The sequence below is a fragment of the Lysobacter sp. CCNWLW3 genome (assembly GCF_036697405.1).
Taxonomy (GTDB): Bacteria; Pseudomonadota; Gammaproteobacteria; order Xanthomonadales; family Xanthomonadaceae; genus Lysobacter.
Genome location: NZ_JBAHWA010000003.1, coordinates 19039 through 35570, shown reverse-complemented (window position 1 = coordinate 35570; position 16532 = coordinate 19039). Strand labels below are relative to the sequence as shown.

15 protein-coding genes are annotated in these 16532 nt (G+C 68.5%); 5 read left to right on the top strand and 10 right to left on the bottom strand.

The window, feature by feature from the left end:
* Window positions 1-54 precede the first annotated feature (54 nt).
* The 7 genes from V1318_RS07555 to trxA form a co-directional block, all read right to left on the bottom strand.
* A complete protein-coding gene (locus V1318_RS07555) occupies window positions 55-1860 on the bottom strand; it encodes a DUF885 family protein (protein WP_332939045.1) in 1806 nt (601 codons plus the stop codon).
* A 125-nt stretch (window positions 1861-1985) separates the two neighbouring features.
* Window positions 1986-2774, bottom strand: coding sequence for a queuosine precursor transporter (locus V1318_RS07550; protein ID WP_332939044.1), 789 nt, complete (start codon window positions 2772-2774; stop codon window positions 1986-1988).
* A complete protein-coding gene (locus V1318_RS07545; RefSeq protein ID WP_332939043.1) occupies window positions 2771-3955 on the bottom strand; it encodes a hypothetical protein in 1185 nt (394 codons plus the stop codon). Before V1318_RS07545 ends, V1318_RS07550 begins: the two co-directional genes overlap by 4 nt.
* 169 nt (window positions 3956-4124) lie before the next feature.
* The gene (locus V1318_RS07540; RefSeq protein ID WP_332939042.1) at window positions 4125-4796 is read right to left on the bottom strand and encodes a DUF502 domain-containing protein; all 672 of its coding nucleotides are present in this window, start codon (window positions 4794-4796) and stop codon (window positions 4125-4127) included.
* A gap of 479 nt (window positions 4797-5275) precedes the next feature.
* Window positions 5276-7255: a protein kinase gene (locus V1318_RS07535; RefSeq protein WP_332939040.1), complete on the bottom strand. Its 1980-nt coding sequence runs from the start codon at window positions 7253-7255 to the stop codon at window positions 5276-5278.
* Window positions 7256-7515: 260 nt separating this feature from the next.
* Window positions 7516-8007, bottom strand: coding sequence for a DUF4442 domain-containing protein (locus tag V1318_RS07530; protein WP_332939039.1), 492 nt, complete (start codon window positions 8005-8007; stop codon window positions 7516-7518).
* 126 nt (window positions 8008-8133) lie between these two features.
* Window positions 8134-9012 carry a thioredoxin gene (gene trxA, locus V1318_RS07525; protein ID WP_332939038.1) on the bottom strand — a complete coding sequence of 293 codons (879 nt, stop codon included), beginning with the start codon at window positions 9010-9012 and terminating at the stop codon, window positions 8134-8136.
* A gap of 133 nt (window positions 9013-9145) precedes the next feature.
* On the opposite strand from trxA, the gene V1318_RS07520 reads away from it, so the two are divergent.
* Genes V1318_RS07520 through V1318_RS07510 form a run of 3 tightly spaced genes read left to right on the top strand, consistent with a single transcriptional unit; the run spans window position 9146 to window position 10595 of the window.
* On the top strand, window positions 9146-9775 hold the full coding sequence (locus V1318_RS07520) for a hypothetical protein (RefSeq protein ID WP_332939037.1): 630 nt from the start codon (window positions 9146-9148) through the stop codon (window positions 9773-9775).
* Window positions 9776-9798: 23 nt separating this feature from the next.
* A complete protein-coding gene (locus V1318_RS07515; RefSeq protein ID WP_332939286.1) occupies window positions 9799-9999 on the top strand; it encodes a helix-turn-helix transcriptional regulator in 201 nt (66 codons plus the stop codon).
* On the top strand, window positions 9996-10595 hold the full coding sequence (locus V1318_RS07510) for a DUF998 domain-containing protein (RefSeq protein ID WP_332939036.1): 600 nt from the start codon (window positions 9996-9998) through the stop codon (window positions 10593-10595). Before V1318_RS07515 ends, V1318_RS07510 begins: the two co-directional genes overlap by 4 nt.
* A gap of 8 nt (window positions 10596-10603) precedes the next feature.
* On the opposite strand, the gene V1318_RS07505 is transcribed toward V1318_RS07510, so the two are convergent.
* The 3 genes from V1318_RS07505 to V1318_RS07495 form a co-directional block, all read right to left on the bottom strand.
* Window positions 10604-10855: a SemiSWEET transporter gene (locus tag V1318_RS07505; RefSeq protein ID WP_332939035.1), complete on the bottom strand. Its 252-nt coding sequence runs from the start codon at window positions 10853-10855 to the stop codon at window positions 10604-10606.
* Between the two features lie 57 nt (window positions 10856-10912).
* On the bottom strand, window positions 10913-11599 hold the full coding sequence (locus tag V1318_RS07500; protein ID WP_332939034.1) for a hypothetical protein: 687 nt from the start codon (window positions 11597-11599) through the stop codon (window positions 10913-10915).
* A 205-nt stretch (window positions 11600-11804) separates the two neighbouring features.
* Entirely contained in the window at window positions 11805-13112 is a 1308-nt protein-coding gene (locus V1318_RS07495) for an amidohydrolase family protein (RefSeq protein ID WP_332939033.1), read from the bottom strand.
* Window positions 13113-13290: 178 nt separating this feature from the next.
* Here V1318_RS07495 and V1318_RS07490 point away from each other — a divergent pair, with 178 nt between their 5' ends.
* Window positions 13291-13458 (top strand): hypothetical protein, encoded by a 168-nt coding sequence (locus V1318_RS07490; RefSeq protein WP_332939032.1) that lies wholly within the window; start codon window positions 13291-13293, stop codon window positions 13456-13458.
* Window positions 13459-13755: 297 nt separating this feature from the next.
* On the top strand, window positions 13756-16515 hold the full coding sequence (leuS, locus tag V1318_RS07485) for a leucine--tRNA ligase (RefSeq protein ID WP_332939031.1): 2760 nt from the start codon (window positions 13756-13758) through the stop codon (window positions 16513-16515).
* Window positions 16516-16532 lie beyond the last annotated feature (17 nt).

Here is a 16532-nt window from a genome sequence, read left to right as displayed (position 1 = left end):
GGACAAAGAAAAAGCCGGGCAAGCCCGGCTTCTTCCGTTGCCGCGATGCTGCGATCAGCCCTTCTTGCTGGCGATCCAGCGGTCGATCTTCTGCTGCAGCACGTCCAGCGCCACCGAACCGTCCTTCAGCACTTCGGCGTGGAACTCGCGCACGTCGAACTTCGGGCCCAGTTCCTTCTCGGCCTTGCGGCGCAGTTCCTGGATCTTCAGCTCGCCGATCTTGTACGCCAGCGCCTGGCCCGGCCAGGCGATGTAGCGCTCGGCCTCGGCGGTGGACTGGGTCTCGCTCTCGGCCGAGTTGTCGAGCATGTACTTGATCACCTGCTCGCGCGTCCAACCCTTGCTGTGCAGGCCGGTGTCGGTGACCAGGCGGATCGCGCGCCACAGCTCGTTCTGCAGATAACCGAAGTAATCGTAGGGATCGGTATAGACGCCCAGGTCCTTGCCCAGCGATTCGGCGTACAGGCCCCAGCCCTCGATGAAGGCGGTTTCGCCGCCGAAGCGGCGGAACGCGGGGATGCCGGTCAGTTCCTGCTGCAGCGCGAGCTGGAAGTGGTGGCCCGGAATCGCCTCGTGCAGGTACAGGTCCTCGGCGTCCCAGGTCTTGCGCGTGGGCAGGTCGTAGGTGTTGACGTAGAACACGCCCGGACGGCTGCCGTCTTCGCTGGGGCTGCGGTATTCGCCGCCGGCCGCGGACTGGGCGCGGAAGGGTTCGACCGCGCGGATCTCGAACGGCGCCTTGGGCACCAGCGAGAACTGCTGCGGGATCTTCTGGTTGATCTTGGCTTCCAGCGCGCGGTAATGCGCCAGCAGCGCGTCCTCGCTCCTGAAGCCGAAGCGCGGATCGGTCTGCATGAACTTGAAGAAGTCCTGCAGCGAGCCCTTGAAGCCGACCTGAGTCATCACCTTGCGGATTTCGCCGTGGATGCGCGCGACCTCGTCCAGTCCGATCTGGTGGATCTGCGCCGGGCTCAGGTCGGTGGTTGTGCGCTGGCGCGCGTTGAAGGCGTACCAGGCCTGGCCGTTGGGCAGCTTGTCCAGGCCGACGCTGTCGCGCGTGGCCGGCAGGTATTCGTCGTTGATGAAGGCGCGCAGCTTCTTGTAGGCCGGCATCAGGCGGGTGGCGACCATCTCGCGGTAAGCCGCGGTCAGGCGTTGCTTGTCGGCGTCGGAGAAGTCCTTGGGCAGGCTGGTGATCGGGCCCCAGAACAAGGTCTCTTCCGGCTTGTCCTTGATCAGCGCGTCCAACTGCGGGATGACCTTGACCATCAGCGCCCGGGGCTGGACCACGCCGGCCTTCATGCCCTGGCGCATGTTGTCGATCGCGGTGTCGAACAGCCCCGGCAGCTTGCTGCCGCGCGCGAGCCAGTTGTCGTAGTCCTTGACGGTCTTGAACGGCTGCGGGCCGGTGCCCGAGCCCATCTGCACGGCGAAGCTGGCCATGCTGCCCATCTGATTGATCGGCATCATCCAGTCGGGGAACTGCTCGGACTCCAGCGACATCTTGGAGTCGCGCACGAAGGTCTCGTAGCTCAGCAGGTCCTGGCCCTGCAGGCCGGCCGGGCCGATGTCCTGCACGGTCTTGAGCCAGCGCACGGTGAAGTCGTGCGATTGCTTGCGGTAGGCGGCGGTGCCGAAGTCGGGTAGCTGGTCGTTGTAGCGGTTGTCGCCCTGGAAGGTGGCCTGGACCGGGTTGAGCTTGAGCACTTCCTCCCAGTACTGGCCGTACAGCGCGGTGAGCTTGGCGGCCTTGGCCTGGTCGGAGACGGCGGTCTTGGGCGTCTCGGCGGCGTAGCCGGGGGCGGCGGTCGCGGCGGCGACCGTCAGAGCGAGTGCGAGAACGAGCGGACGCAAGGTCATTACGGGGTTCCCCGGAGCGATGAGTTCCCCAGCATGGCCGAGCGCCCGCGCAGCCGCCCCGGTCGGAAGTCACGGGTCGGCGCCGGCGCGGCCTTGGATGCGCCGAACCGCGGCGCGCGTCGCGTTCAGGCGGCGGCTTCGTCGCGCAGCTGCTGCGCCCGCGCCTGCCCCAGGTAGCGCACGATCGCCGCGCGCACCAGGTAGATCAGCGGAATCATCGCGATCGCGGCCAGCATCTTGTAGGCGTAGTTGACCGTGCTGACCGCCAGGAACAGCGAGGTCGGCCACTTCTGCGGGCCCAGCACGAAGGCGATGTAGAGCACCACGAAGCTGTCGACCAGCTGCGAGACCGCGGTGGAACCGGTCGCGCGCAGCCAGATGTGCTTCTCGCCGGTGGCGTTGCGGATGCGGTGGAACACCGCGACGTCGATCAGCTGGCCGAGCATGAAGGCCACCAGCGAGCCGGCGATGGTCCACAGGCCCTGGCCGAACACCGCCGAGAACGCGGCCTGGTAGTCGGCCACGCCCTGCGCCTGGGCCGCCTTCACCCACCAGCCGGCCGGCGCCAGCGAGATCGCGGCGAACGCGAACACGAAGCCGTACACGATCAGCAGCGCGGCCAGCCAGGAAATCGTGCGTACGCCGCGGCGGCCGAAGAATTCGTTGATGACGTCGGTCATCAGGAACACCACGGGCCACAGCAGGGTGCCGGCGGTGAAGCTCAGCGAGCCGCTCTGGCCGAACAGGTTCCACTGCAGCGGCGCGATGCCCAGGGTGTCTTCCAGCGCGAAGATCTTGACCCCGATGAACTCGGCCAGCACCGCGTTCACGCAGAAGAACGCCGACAGCACGATGAACAAGCGCAGCGCGCGGTCTTCCAGCGTCTTCGTGACATCGGCCGCCGGTGCGCTCATCGTTTCGGTCTCACGTAATAGATCACGCCGTACTTGTCGTCGGTGAACAGGAACGCGTCGCGGCCCATGCGCAGCACGCCGCAGGGGCGGCCGTTGACCTTGGCGCCGTCGAGGAAGCCGGTGATCAGGTCGCCGCCATTGCTGCCGTCGGCGTTGACCCGCACCAGCTTGTAGCCGTGCCCGATCTTGGCATTGGTCGAGCCGTGCAGGGCGACCACGTACTGACTGCTCAGGATGGCGTCGCCGGCCGGGAACCAGTCCACGCCCAGCGCGGAAGCGTGCGCGGGAAACCAGCCGAACGCGGGCGGCACCTTGGCGCAGCCGCTGGCGCGCGGGAACTTGGGATCGGCGTAGACCTTGCCGCGGCTGTGATAGCAGTGCGGCCAGCCGTAGTCGGCGCCGTCGACGAGCTTGAAGAAGGTTTCGTCGGGCTTGTCCAGGCCGAGGTGATCGGAGCCCTGGTTGGTCGCGATCAGGCGGCCGTCGTGGGCGATCAGGCCGACCGCGTTGCGCAGGCCGCGCGCGTACAAGCGCGCGCCGCTGCCGTCGGGGTTGTACTCCATCACCGTCGCGCGCACGGATTCCTTCTCGATGCAGGCGTTGCAGCTGCTGCCGACCGAAACGTACATCTTGCCGTTGTCGGCGAACGCGACCGTGCGGGTGAGGTGCCAGCCGCCGTACTTGTAGCTCAGCCCGTAGTCGGGATAGGTCGCCAGCGTTTCGGGCGCCGAACTGGGCGCGAGATCGCCGGCGCGATAGCGGTAGCGCACCAGCTTGTCGGTCAGCGCCAGGTACAGCCACTGCTGGCCCTGTTTGTCGGTGTGGAAGGCCAGGTTGTTGGGGTTGCGCTGATCGGTCAGGTAGGGCGTGATGCGGGCGAACCTGGCCTTCTTCTCGTCCCAGCCGTCCAGGATCAGCACCCGGCCCTTGCGGTTGTCGCTGAGGTCGCGCATGTCGGTGAGGAAGATGCGGCCGTCGGGGCTGCGCGCGAAGAAGCGGATGCGCTTATAGCCCTGCGCCACCGGCACGACTTCGAGGTTGGCCGGCAGGGTGAGCTTGAAGCTGCGGCCGTCGTCGAGCTTGATCGTCTGCGGCAGCAGGGCCACCGATTCGGTCGCGGCGGCGGGCAGGGCAGCCAACAGCATCGCCGACAACGCCATCGCCAGCCCCCTCTTGAACACGCCCCCTTCGAAAGAGGAGGCAGGCGTCCGCGCAGCGGACGACCGGGGATTCGCTTTCGCTTTCGCCTTGGGGCGCGCGAAAAGCGAATTCCCCCAGCCCCTCTTTTTCGAAGAGGGGAAAGGCAAAAGGCGGGCGAGTGCGGTGCGTCCTTGCTGGCTCATGCGGGCCTCAGTTCGAAGTGGGCGCGTCGGCGACGACGGGGACGGAGAAGGGAATGGTCTCCGGCGATACCGCGCCGCCGGAGATGATGAAGCTCATCGCCTGGTCGACGCTCCAATCGGTCGGGGTGATCTTCTCCACCGGCACGATTTCGAGATAGCCCGATGTGGGATTGGGCGTGGTCGGCACGTACACCGCCGCCAGCTCGCGGCCGGTGCCGTGTTCCTTGAGCACGCGGGTGACGAAGCCGATCGATTTCATCTCCGTATGCGGGAAGTCGATCAGGACCACGCGCTGGGTGCCGTCGGGTTTGGTCTGCAGGATGTCGAGCAGCTGGCGCGCGCTGGAATAGATGGTGCTGGCCAGCGGGATGCGCTTGATCAGGGATTCCAGGCCGCGCAGCACGGTCTGGCCGACCACGCGCCGCGCCATCACCCCGGACAGCAGGATCACGCCCAGGGTCGCGGCCAGCGCCAGCGCGGTGGCGAACCAGCGTTCGGTGAGCCAGCCCAGCGCCTGCGGGTTGGTCGCGGCGAGGTTGGCCAACAAGGGGTCGATCAGCGGCCGGCTGGTGTCGGACAGCAGCACGAACACGAACTTGACCACGACCCAGGTCAGCCAGATCGGCAGCAGGGTCAGCAGACCGGTGAGGAACAGGCGTTGCAGGTTGGACATGCGCATGGCGCCAGATTGTAGGCGAGCGCGGGCGCGGACGGCGCTGCGGCGGGAGGATTCGCTTCGCGGGCCTGTGCGCGGGCGGCCGTTCGCGGTCGGACGGCGCATTGCGAACGGTCAGGAAGGGTGCGCGGGGCGATGCGGTTCGCCTTCGGCTCACCACATCCTACGAGATCGTACGAGTGGCGCCATCGGAGGGGCGCAGCCCTTGCTGCGGTAGGGTGCGGTGGTAACCGCACCGTCGCCATCGGGCAGGTCGCGGGCGATGCGGTTCGCCTTCGGCTCACCACATCCTACGAGATCGTACGAGTGGCGCCATCGGAGGGGCGCAGCCCTTGCTGCGGTAGGGTGCGGTGGTAACCGCACCGTCGCCATCGGGCAGGTCGCGGGCGATGCGGTTCGCCTTCGGCTCACCGCATCCTACGCAGGCGCTTTCGCGGCAGCAGCCGCGTTGGTCGAACGGAGCGGCGCTGCGCCGGATGCGCTTAGCGTTCGCGCACCAGCCGGAAGCCGACGTCGTCGTAGCCGCGCGCGGCGGCGAGCGGACGCTGGGCCTGGCTGCTGCGCCAGGAGGCGCCGCTGGCCTGGCGCTGCTGGCAATCGCGGCCGCAGTCGCGCAGCCACATCGACAGCGCGCGGCCAGGGGTGTCGTTGAGGTGTTCGGCCTCGGCCGCGGTCGGCAAGCGGTAGCGGCGGCCGGTCTGCTGGCTGTACCACTGCGCATAGGCCTCGGCGTCGGCCTGCGAGACGCACACCACCGGCTCGCCGTCGCTCTGCTTGAAGCCCGGCGATTCCCAGTTGCGCGGCGCCAGCACGCGCAGCAGCGAGGCGCGTTCGCGGCACAGCGCCGGGCTGCGATTGCTGGCGCTGGCGAAGCGCGCGTATTCGGCGCGGCTGACCGGGCGCGGGCTGAGCGCGACGGTGATGCGGCCGTTGTCCTGGGTCACGCTGCCGACCGCGACCTGTTCGCCGGGGCGCAGGCCGCCGATCGCCTTGGCCTGCGCGATCAGACGCGCGGACGTGGCCTTGGGCAGATCGAGTTCGGTCGCGAGCGCGGCCGAACGCTGCGCGTCCTCGCGATCGTCTCGCTTGCCGGCGAGTTCGATGCGCGCCTGCAGCGCGGCCGCGGCCTGTTCGCGCAAGGCGCGCATCGCCGCAGAATCGGCGCTGCCGGTCTGCTGAGCCAGCGTGGTGGCGTTGAGCATGTGCTCGCGCGCGCGCTGATCGTTGCGTTCGCGCACCGCCACGGCGAGCTGATCGCCGAGGGCGCGGGTGAGTTCGGTCACGCCGGCGCGCACGTCGGGACTGGTGCTGTCGGCGTGCCAGGCGGTGAGCAGGCTGTTGTAGGCGTTGCCGTCGGCCGGCGCGGTCAGCTTGCCCTGGCGGATGTAGCGGCGCGCCTCTTCCAGCGAGCGCTGCAGCGGCGCTTCCGGCAACGGCGCAAGCATGGCGTCGGTGGGGTCGCCGGCCGGGTTCGCCACGGCGGCGACCGGCGCGGCGGCGCTGCGTTCGACCCGGAAGAACTCGTCGTCCTGGGCGCTGCTGAGGGCGAAGCCGATCGCGACCACGGCGACCGCGGCGACCGCGACCCCGGCCCACACCGGCACCGCGAACCGGCGCAGGCGATTCGCGCGCGGCATCAGGCGCTTGAGGCTGTGCACGAAACCGCTGCGCTGCACGTCGGCCAGCGCCTCGGTCATTTCGGCGGCGTCCTGGAAGCGCTGGCCGGGCTGCTTGGCCAGCGCGCGATTCATGAAACGCTGCCAATGGCGCAGGTGCTGCGGCAGTTTCGGAATCGGATCCTGCGCGTGCATCACCGCCATCGACAAGGCGTCGGCGGCTTCGAAGGGCAGGCGTCCGGTCAGCATTTCCCAGCCCAGCACGCCCAGGCTGTAGAGATCGGCGCGGCCGTCGACGTCTTCGCCGCGCGCCTGTTCCGGCGCCATGTAGGCGGTGCTGCCCACGGCCAGACCGGCCGCGGTCACGCGCGGGCCGAAGCCGCGCCGCAGGGCGATGCCGAAGTCGGCCAGCAACGGGCGCTCGGCATCGTCGAACAACACGTTCTCGGCCTTGACGTCGCGATGCACGACGCCGCGCGCATGCGCGTAGTCCAGCGCCGACAGCAGCGTTTCCATGATCGCGATCGCGCGCGGTTCGTCCTTGCTCAGGTCGCGCTGGCCGAGATGGCCGCGCGCCAGGTAGGGCATGGCGTAGTAGGGCAGCCCTTCGCGGGTGCGTCCGACTTCGTGGATGACGACGACGTTGGGATGCTCGAGCCGCGCGATGGTGCGCACTTCGTTTTCGAAGCGGCGGCGGCTGACTTCGTCCGACAGCGCCAAGGGCAGCATGACCTTGATCGCGACTTCGCGGGCCAAGCCGATCTGTTCGCCCAGGTACACGGTCGACATGCCGCCATGATTGATCACGCGGAGCAGGCGATAGCCGGCGATCTCCGGCAACGGCACTGCGTTTTCGTGCGGGTTTTGTGTAGACCTGGACATCGCGGCCCCCTGTCGCGAGTGCCCAGCATACGCCGATGCGTGCCGGGACTGACCACACTCACATCACGCAAATTACGTGAAGACGCGCCATCCGTTGTCGCGCACGCCTATTGTGCATGGTCGGGCGCGCAAGGCCACAGGCGCGCGCGCGGCCACGGGCCGGCGAAGGCTGCGGACGCGTCGGGATTGGCCCTACCGCGTCAGAAATAGACCGCGGGCGCTCTTCACACCGTCGTTGCGGCCGCGTTGGGCACAGCGGCGCCCGCGCCGCGGCCCGGCTTGCGGCGCACGTACAACTGCTTGCGCACGCGTGCGACCACCTCGCCGTCGGCGTCGATCACCTCGGTGTCGAACCAGTGCAGGGTCTTGTCGCCGCCGGCGGTGGCGTCGCGCAGTTGTTGCAGAACCTCGGCGCCGAGCGCGAATTCGGCGCGCACCGTGCCGCGCCCGGGCTTCACGAATTCGATGCTGCCGGCCTTGTCCCAGACGATGTAGTCGCGGCCGAGCGCGTTGAGCGTGAGCAGCATCCAGAACGGATCGGTCATCGAAAACAGACTGCCGCCGAAGTGGGTGCCGACGTAGTTGCGATTCCACGGGCGCATGCGCAATTCGACCCGCGCGCGGCGGTAGTCGGGCGCGATCTCGCGGACCCGGATGCCGCTGAACAGGAACGGCGGCCACAGGTTGAGGCCGAGTTTCAGAGTGCTGGCTTGCATGCGCGGTCGTGGCGGGCGAGGGGTGCTCAGCCTGCCATACGCATGCGTATAGTCAAGGGCAGGGAGTGAGCCTGGAGGAGTGAGGAGCGAGCCAAAGCGGGCTCGCTCCCGCGGCGCGGGCGTGGCTCAGAACAGCAGCGAGGACATCTTGCGGCGGTAGCGGCCGACCAGGTCTTCGTCCTCGACCACGCGGAAGGCGTCGATCAAGGCCTTGCGCGGCAGGCCGTCCTGGTAGGCGCGGTCGCGGCGCAGCATCTCGATGAACTGCTCCAGCGCGGCCTCGGACTGGCCGCCGATCAGGCGGTGCGCGCCGAGCAGGTGGCGTGCGCGCAGGTCGGTCTCGTCGCTGGCGATCGCCGCTTCCAGCACCTCCGGCGCGGGCGCGTCCTTGAGCAGGGCGGCGAAGCCCAGGCGCGCGCGGGCGCGCAGGGCGCGGTCGTCGGTGGCCAGGTTGGCGGGCAGGGCGTCGAGCAGTTGTTCGGCCTCGTGGGCGGCGCCGGTGCGCAGCAGCGCCAGCGCCAGTTCGAGCTTGCGCTCGGCCTGATCGGGCTCGGCCGCGACTTCGGCGCGCAGGCGCAGCACTTCAGTGTGCGGGTCCAGCGCGAGCGCCGGTTCGTCGGCCACGGGCTCCTCCTCGACGGCGGCGGCCGGCTGGATGCCGTGGTGGCTTAGGAACTCGCGCAGCTGGCCTTCCGGCAGGGCGCCCGGGAAGCCGTCCACGAGTTGGCCGTCCTTGACCAGGTACACGGTCGGGATCGAGCGGATCTGGAACATGCCGGCCAACTGTTGCTCGGCGTCCACGTCGACCTTGGCCAGGACGAAGGCGCCGTTGTACTCGCCGGCCAGCTTTTCCAGCAGCGGGCCCAGGGTCTTGCAGGGCTCGCACCAGGCGGCCCAGAAGTCGACCAGCACCGGCGTCTGCAGCGAACGCTGCAGAACCTCGGCCTCGAAACGGTCGGTGGTGGCGTCGAAGACGTGCGGCTGCGGGGCGGCGGAGGCGGTCATGGGCGGTCCTGCGTAAACGATCAGCCGGACATGGTGCCAGCGTGGCGCGAATCCAAGCCGTGTAAAGAATACTTGACATGCTTCGGGACGAATGTAATGTACAGCGGACATATTGTCCGGCAGGGGATACACCATGGTGAGGCGCGGTTGGGGCTTGGCGGGGTTGCTGGCGGTGGCGGGGCTGTCGTTGTGGCTGCTGATCGTCAACCCGTCGGCGGTGCTCGGTTTCGACGGCGGCAAGCTCGGTGCGGCCTTGCTGGTCACCGCGGCCTGGGGCTCGCTGCTGGCCTTGCAACGCGTGCCGCGTTCGGAATTCGAGGGCCGCGCCGCCCTCGGCGAATGGCGGGCCTGGATCGGTCTGGGCTTCATGGCGGTGGCGGCGGCCTACTACCTGGCCAAGCTGCAGGCCTTCCAGGGCGCCGAGGTCTGGCGCAATCCGGAAGCCGGCGCGGTCGGGCGCCATCTGGTCCTGCTGCTGGTGGCCTGGGCGGTGCTGTCGAAGTCGCTGGGCTCGCGCTGGCGCGGCGCGATCGAGCAGGACGAGCGCGATCGCGAGATCGCCCGTCATGCGGCCGACTGGGGCCATGGCGCGCTGATCGCCTGCGTGGTCGGGATCGCGGTGACGCTGGGCTTCAGCCCGGCCTCGCGGCTGGAGTGGGCGACGCCGGCGATGGTGTCGGGCTTGCTGGTGTTCGCGCTGATGTGCGGCCGGCTGTTCGAATACGCGGCCAGCGCGGTTTACTACTGGCGCGATCGGCACTGAGCGCGCGCATGGGCGCCACCCCGATCGCGAACCGGATCCGCCGCCTGCGCTTCGAGCGCGGCGAGATGACCCAGCAGGCGCTGGCCGAAGCCTGCGGGGTGACCCGGCAAACCATCATCGCGCTGGAGGCCGGACGCTATGCGCCTTCGCTGGAACTGGCGTTCCGGATCGCGCGCGCGTTCGAAGTAGGAGTCGAGGACGTATTCGTATGGGAGTCGCCGTGAAGTCTTGGAAATCGATCGCCGCCGCGACCGCGCTGCTGTGCTTCGCGCTGGCCCTGGCGGGCTACGGCGCGGCGCTGGACGGCTACCGGCACACGCAGCACCCGGTCGCATGGCTGGGCAGTTCGGGCGCGCCGCAGGCGTTGTGGTTCAACCTGTTCTGCTTCGTGCTGCCGGGTCTGCTCGCGGCCGCGGTGGCCCTGGGCCTGCGCCAGGCGTTGAGCGGCACGCGCTGGAGCGTGCGCGTGGGCGCGCAGCTGGTGCTGCTGTCGGCGCTGGCGTTCGCCGCGCAAGGGCTGTTGCCCCTGGATCCGAACGACTTCGATGCCGCGCCCAGCCGCCTGCACGCGACGGTGTGGCTGCTGTGGTGGCTGGCCTTCGCCGCCGGCGCGCTGTCCATCGCGTTCGGCAGCCGCAGCCGCGGCCGGCCGGAGTTGCGCACGCTCAGCCAGGCCAGCCTGATCGCCGCGCTGGCGGTGCTGTTGTGCGCGCTGGTGCTGCCGTCGCTGCTGCCGGCGGGCCTGGCCCAGCGCGCGGCCTTCGGCGCCTGGTTGCTGTGGTGGCTGGTCGCGGCGCGCGCGCAGGCGGCCACGCGCTGAGCGCGGCCTCAACCGTGTTTGATCTTCAGGCCCAGGATGGTCGCCGCCAGCGCGAAGGTGATGGCATTGGACACGATCATCGGCCAGGAGTGCAGGGCCAGGCCGTAGCCGAACCAGAAGCCGACGCCGATGGTGAACACCACGTACATGCCCAGCGAGATGCCGCGCGTGTCGCGGCTGCGGATGGTCTTCACCGCCTGCGGCAGGAATGACAGCGTGGTCAGGGTGGCGGCGACGTAACCCATCCATTCCAGATCCATCGTGGCGCTCCCCGTTGCTCCGCTTAGCGGTTTGTCCGAAACCTTTTCGATTGACGCCTAGAGGCCACGCCAGCCCCGTTCGAGGGCAACGCGAAGATCCGCGGCCGATATCGCCTCCATGCCTGCAAGACCATCCAGCACTTGCTCGATCGTGGCGCGGATGTGCGGATCGATGCTGCTCATGTGCTCAAAGAGGCTGGCGTCGAATACGACATTGGGATCCGATCCCGTCTCACCGGCTTGGCGTCGGATCCGATAAAGAAACCGAACCCAATGCGCGATCTTCTCGCCTTCGCTCCATGACGCGTACTCGCGCGGAAACATGTGGCTGTCCAGCGCGTCGCCCACCAGGTCGCGAACCGCGCGCATACTCGGGACGAACACGATCTGCTCGCACGTCAGGATCGCCTGCAGAGTGTCGGGATCGTGCACGGCATATGTCTCGTAAAGGCAATCCGTGCGCTCCTCCAGACGAAATCCCTTGACGATCCAAAAACCGCGCACCTCAAGCGATATTTTTTGCGGGGCCGGAAGCCGCCGCTCACGCTCGCTGCGCTCAAGCAGGCGCCCCAGATCTGCCGAGAACTCCTTTTCCTGCTGCTTCCCAAGCGACTGATTGTGGGTCCACAAAATGTAGTTCCCGGAATCAGGCAGCGCATATGCTTTGATGAAGTCATGGACCCGAACGAACGCCCTGAGCTCGATGGGGAGTTGGGCGTAGGGTATTCGTTCGTGCATGGCCATCAGCCCGTTCTCCCCAGAATCATGCGCCGGTTGCGATCATGGTTGGCGATCTAAAGCTGACTGCGTGGCCGCTTGTACGGTGACTCGCCAACGCCTATGGCTGTGATGCATGCCGAATGCCGGATCCGACATGTTACGGACTGGCCGTAAAATCCATCCACGCCGCGCGCCGGCACCGAAAACGGCCGCCGGCGGGGTTGGGGCGTCAGTCGCCGGCACCGGGCTGGCGATAGACCTTGCCGTCCTTCATTACGAAATCGACCTTCATCACCGCATTGATGTCGGCGATCGGATCGCCGGGCACGGCGACGATGTCGGCGCGCTTGCCGGCTTCGATCACGCCCTGATCGTCCACGCCCAACACCTCGGCGGCGCGGATGGTCGCGGCCTGCAGCGCGGTCGCGGCCGGGATGCCGGCTTCGACCATGTAGACGAACTCGCGCGCGTTGTCGCCGTGCGGGCCCACGCCCATGTCGGTGCCGAACGCGATCTTGACCCCGCCGCGATAGGCGCGGCCGGCGGTGTCCTGGATCTGGGCGCCGATGCGCGCGGCCTTGGGCCGCACCACTTCGGGGAAGTAGCCGTCGATCTTGGCCTTCTCGGCGACGAAGCGGCCGGCATAGATGGTCGGCACGTACCAGGTCCCCTTCTGCTTCATCAGCGACATCACGTCCGGGCTCATGTAGGTGCCGTGCTCGATGCTGGTCACGCCGCCGAGCACCGCGCGCTTCATGCCTTCCTCGCCGTGCGCGTGCGCCGCCACCCGGTAGCCGTAATCCTTGGCGGTGTCGACGATGGCCTTGACCTCCTCGACGGTGAACTGCGGCGCATCGCCGGACTTGGCGTAGGACAGCACGCCGCCGGTGGCGGTGATCTTGATGACGTCGCTGCCGTCCTTGTAGCGCTGACGCACGGCCTGGCGCGCGTCGTCGATCGAATTGATCACGCCCTCGGTCGGGCCCGGCGGGCCGATAAGGTGCGAGAGCGCGTCGTTGTAGCCGTTGGTGGGGTCGGCATGGCCGCCGGTGGTCGCGATCGACTTGCCCGCGGCCCAGATCCGCGGCCCGTCGACCAGGCCCTGGTTGATCGCGTCGCGCAGGTGCGGGCTGACCTCGCCGCCGAGGTCGCGCACGCTGGTGAAGCCGGCCATCAGGGTCTTCTTGGCGAAACCGACCGAGCGGAACGCGAAATCGACGTCGTCGAGGCGGAAGCCTTCCGAATAGCTCTGCGGACTGGACTGCGAGCCCAGGTGCACGTGCAGATCGGTCCAGCCCGGGGTGCAGGTGTGGCCGCTGAGATCGATCGCGCGCGCGCCGGCGACATCGGCACGCCCCGGCAGCACCTCGGCGACCTTGCCCTCGCGCACGACCACCGTGCGGGCGTCAAGCAACTGGCCGCTGCGCGCGTCGAACAAGCGGCCGCAGTGCAGCGCGGTCGGGGCTTCGGCGGCGAAGGCGGGCGGCGCGAGGAAGGCGGCGAGGACGAACGATACGGCGGCGGACGGACGAGTCATCGTGGATTCCGGCTGTACACGTGAAGGATCGGGTGCGCCATACGCTGGCGCACCGGCAGAGAATGCGACCGACTTCGCACATCCCGGTCCGAATGCGTAGACAATCGCCCGCGCGGTCCGGGAATGGGCCGCCGCAGCATGCAAGCGAACCTTTGCGGAAATCAACAGGAGTTCGTCCATGAAACTGACGTTCTGTCTGCTCCTCGCCTTCATCGGCATGTCGCTGGCGCCGGCACTGGCCAGCGCGACCAGCCAGCCTCTGCTCCTATGCCCGATCGGGCAGAGGGCGACGCCGGTATACGACAGCACCGGCAAGGTGATTGCCTGGGTGTGCACCAAGCGCTGAATCCGCTGCACCGGTATGGGTGCGCCGCGGCCGGTACCCCACCGGCCGCGGCGCCGCAGTCGCCCGCATGCGCGCGGCCCCGGGCCGGCTTGCGGCGCGCGGCCAGAGCGATCCGGTTCGCCGCCCGCCGCGGCGGCGCATCGGGACGAGCCGCCCAAGAGCGCGAATATCCGTCGAAAACCGGCGCAAGCCACGGGTTTCAGGCTTGCGGGAGCGCCGCCGCGCCCGCCGCCATGGCGGGCTTTTGTGCGCTGCGGTAGGCTTTCCGGTCTTTCCTTGCCCTGCCAGACCCCCCCTGTGTCCAGCGACGCCGCCCAAGCCCCGATCGACAGCAACGCCTTCGACCCCAAGTCCGTGGAAGCCGCCGCCCAGCGTTTTTGGGACGGTAGCCGCGCCTTCGAGGTCGACGAGCGCTCCGACAAGCCCAAGTACTACTGCCTGTCGATGCTGCCGTATCCCTCCGGCGCGTTGCACATGGGCCACGTGCGCAACTACACCATCGGCGACGTGATCAGCCGCTACAAGCGCATGACCGGCCACAACGTGCTGCAGCCGATGGGCTGGGACGCGTTCGGCCTGCCGGCCGAGAACGCCGCGATCAAGAACAAGACCGCGCCGGCCAAATGGACCTACGCCAACATCGAACACATGAAGGCGCAGCTCAAGACCATGGGCTACGCGATCGACTGGTCGCGCGAGTTCGCGACCTGCCGTCCGGACTACTACGTGCATGAGCAGCGCATGTTCGTGCGCCTGATGAAGCAGGGCCTGGCCTACCGCAAGAACTCGGTGGTCAACTGGGATCCGGTCGACCAGACCGTGCTGGCCAACGAGCAGGTGATCGACGGCCGCGGCTGGCGCACCGGCGCGCTGGTGGAGAAGCGCGAGATCCCGCAGTGGTTCCTCAAGATCACCGCCTACGCCCAGGAGCTGCTGGACGGCCTGGACGCGCTGCCGGGCTGGCCGGATGCGGTCAAGACCATGCAGCGCAACTGGATCGGCCGCAGCGAGGGCCTGGAGATCCGCTTCGACGTGCGCGACGAGGCCGGCAAATCGGTCGAGCCGCTGACCGTGTTCACCACCCGTCCCGACACCCTGATGGGCGTGACCTACGTGTCGATCGCCGGTGAGCATCCGCTGGCGCTGGCCGCGGCGCAAAGCGATCCCGATCTGGCCGCCTTCCTGGCCGACCTCAAGCGCGGCGGCGTCACCGAGGCCGAGCTGGAGACCCAGGAAAAGCGCGGCATGGACACCGGCCTGCGCGCCCTGCATCCGGTCACCGGCGAGGAACTGCCGGTGTACGTGGCCAACTTCGTGCTGATGAACTACGGCACCGGCGCGGTCATGGCCGTGCCCGGCCACGACCAGCGCGATCACGAGTTCGCGCTGCGCTACGCGCTGCCGATCAAGATGGTGATCGTGCCCGACGAAGTGCGCGACGCGCTCGACGAGATCGGCCGCCACGTCGCCCGCCACGACGATCCGATGCGCAGCGCGCTGGGCGAGGCCGGTTCGGTCGACGTCTACGACACCGCCGCCGCGGTGCAGGTGGTCGAGGAGTTCCAGCGCCGCATCGCCGAGGAATCGGCCTACACCGAGCGCGGCTGGCTGGTGAACTCCGGCGAGTTCGACGGCCTGGACTTCCAGCAGGCCCTGGACGCGATCGCCGCCCGCTACGGCGACGACGGCCGGGTCGTGCGCCGGGTCAATTACCGCCTGCGCGACTGGGGCGTGAGCCGCCAGCGCTACTGGGGCTGCCCGATCCCGGTGATCCTGTGCCCGAGCTGCGGCGACGTGCCGGTGCCGGAGGAGCAACTGCCGGTGGTGCTGCCCGAGGACGTGGCCTTCAGCGGCGTGCAGTCGCCGATCAAGGCCGATCCCGAGTGGCGCAAGACCGTGTGCCCGAGTTGCGGCGGCGCCGCCGAGCGCGAGACCGACACCTTCGACACCTTCATGGAGTCGAGCTGGTACTACGCGCGCTACACCTCGCCGGGCGCCAGCGAGCAGGTCGACGAGCGAGCCAAGTACTGGACCCCGGTGGATCAGTACATCGGCGGCATCGAGCACGCGATCCTGCACCTGATGTACTTCCGCTTCTATCACAAGCTCATGCGCGACCAGGGCCTGGTCGACAGCGACGAGCCGGCGACCAACCTGATGACCCAGGGCATGGTGATCGCCGAGACCTTCTACCGCGAGCTCGACGACGGCAACAAGGATTGGATCAATCCGGCCGATGTCGAGATCGCGCGCGACGAGCGCGGCCGCATCGTCGGCGCGACGCTGAAGTCCGACGGCGCGCCGGTGCATATCGGCGGCACCGAGAAGATGTCGAAGTCCAAGAACAACGGCGTCGACCCGCAGCTGATGGTGGGCAAGTACGGTGCCGACACCGTGCGCCTGTTCTCGATGTTCGCCGCGCCGCCGGAGCAGTCGCTGGAGTGGAACGAGGCCGGCGTCGAAGGCATGGCGCGCTTCCTGCGCCGGCTGTGGACGATGGTGCACAAGCACGCCGCCGATGGCCCGGCCCCGGCGCTGGACCTGTCCGGTCTGGACGCCGCGCAGAAGACCCTGCGCCGCCAGCTGCACGAGACCATCCAGAAGGTGGGCGACGATTACGGCCGCCGCCACAGCTTCAACACCGCGATCGCCGCGGTGATGGAGCTGCTGAACCACCTGTCCAAGTTCGACGACGCCAGCGCCAACGGCCGCGCGTTGCGCCAGGAAGCGCTGGCTGCGGCGGTGCTGCTGCTCAATCCGATCACCCCGCACGCCAGCCACGCCCTGTGGCAGGCCCTGGGCCACGCCGAGACCCTGCTGGAGGACCTGAGCTTCCCGCAGGCCGATGCTTCGGCGCTGCAGCGCGACGCGGTCACCCTGGCGGTGCAGGTCAACGGCAAGCTGCGCGGCACCATCGAGGTCGCGGTCAACGTCGCCAAGGAGGAGGCCGAGCGTCTGGCCCTGGCCGAGCCCAACGTGATCAAGTACCTGGAAGGCCTGACCGTGCGCAAGGTGATCGTGGTGCCGGGCAAGATCGTCAACATCGTCGCGAGCTGAGCGCGCGCGCAAATCCC

Coding starts and splice junctions, on each gene's coding strand:
- V1318_RS07540 (WP_332939042.1), bottom strand. CDS start 4,796: ATGCGCATGTCCAACCTGCAACGCCTGTTCCTCACCGGTCTGCTGACC.
- V1318_RS07505 (WP_332939035.1), bottom strand. CDS start 10,855: ATGGATCTGGAATGGATGGGTTACGTCGCCGCCACCCTGACCACGCTG.
- V1318_RS07550 (WP_332939044.1), bottom strand. CDS start 2,774: ATGAGCGCACCGGCGGCCGATGTCACGAAGACGCTGGAAGACCGCGCG.
- V1318_RS07490 (WP_332939032.1), top strand. CDS start 13,291: ATGAAACTGACGTTCTGTCTGCTCCTCGCCTTCATCGGCATGTCGCTG.
- V1318_RS07495 (WP_332939033.1), bottom strand. CDS start 13,112: ATGACTCGTCCGTCCGCCGCCGTATCGTTCGTCCTCGCCGCCTTCCTC.
- V1318_RS07555 (WP_332939045.1), bottom strand. CDS start 1,860: ATGACCTTGCGTCCGCTCGTTCTCGCACTCGCTCTGACGGTCGCCGCC.
- V1318_RS07500 (WP_332939034.1), bottom strand. CDS start 11,599: ATGGCCATGCACGAACGAATACCCTACGCCCAACTCCCCATCGAGCTC.
- trxA (WP_332939038.1), bottom strand. CDS start 9,012: ATGACCGCCTCCGCCGCCCCGCAGCCGCACGTCTTCGACGCCACCACC.
- V1318_RS07520 (WP_332939037.1), top strand. CDS start 9,146: ATGGTGAGGCGCGGTTGGGGCTTGGCGGGGTTGCTGGCGGTGGCGGGG.
- V1318_RS07530 (WP_332939039.1), bottom strand. CDS start 8,007: ATGCAAGCCAGCACTCTGAAACTCGGCCTCAACCTGTGGCCGCCGTTC.